Origin of the sequence: Paenibacillus paridis, assembly GCF_006345825.1 — a bacterium.
In the GTDB taxonomy this organism is placed as follows: Bacteria; Bacillota; Bacilli; order Paenibacillales; family Paenibacillaceae; genus Pristimantibacillus; species Pristimantibacillus paridis.
In genome coordinates this window covers 1-669 of record NZ_VCIX01000035.1, presented here as the reverse complement: position 1 = coordinate 669, position 669 = coordinate 1, and the positions used below count along the sequence as shown (strand labels likewise).

At 38.8% G+C, this 669-nt stretch carries 1 protein-coding gene and 1 pseudogene; both read left to right on the top strand.

Annotated features, from left to right (window positions below):
* On the top strand, positions 1-408 hold a 408-nt coding region (locus FJQ58_RS00370; RefSeq protein WP_139990480.1), incomplete at its 5' end, for a carbohydrate ABC transporter permease.
* A pseudogene (locus FJQ58_RS32725) lies at positions 408-669 on the top strand (carbohydrate ABC transporter permease); the annotation flags it as partial. The gene FJQ58_RS00370 and the pseudogene FJQ58_RS32725, both read left to right, overlap by 1 nt.

The following is a 669-nucleotide window of genomic DNA, read 5'->3' as shown; positions in this document are numbered from 1 at the left end:
ACTAAAGCATTTTGGGCGATGATTATTGTTACCGTATGGCAATATGCAGGCTATATGATGGTTATCTATGTAGCAGGATTGATGAACGTGCCAAAGGATATTTTGGAGGCGGCTAGTATTGATGGCGCTAGCTTATGGACCAAAATGCGTAAAATGACTTTACCGCTCATGGTCCCATCCTTTATTGTTTGTATTTTCTTGTCGCTGCAAAGATGCTTCATGGTATATGATTTGAACATTTCCTTGACCAAAGGCGGTCCGTTCAAGAGTACANATGTATATGAGAAGGCTTTTCTATCGAGGGATTACGGAGTAGGCCAAGCGGAAGCATTTGTATTATTCCTGCTTGTTGCTACGATTACAATAGCACAAGTCTATTTTAGCAAGAAGTTGGAGGTTGAGGCGTGATGAGAAATAGAAATTCATCAGCAGTATGGACCAAATCCATCCTCCTCTGTATCTGTTTATTGCTGTTTATATTTCCGTTTCTGATGCTTCTGGTCAATTCGTTTAAAGAGAACAAAGCAATTACTTCAAGCCCACTCTCATTGCCAGACCATTTAAACTTCAGCAATTACATCAATGCATTCGACAAAATGGATTACGTTTCAGCATTTACAAATTCAATTACAATTACGGTACTTAGCGTATTGATTATTTCACTTCTAG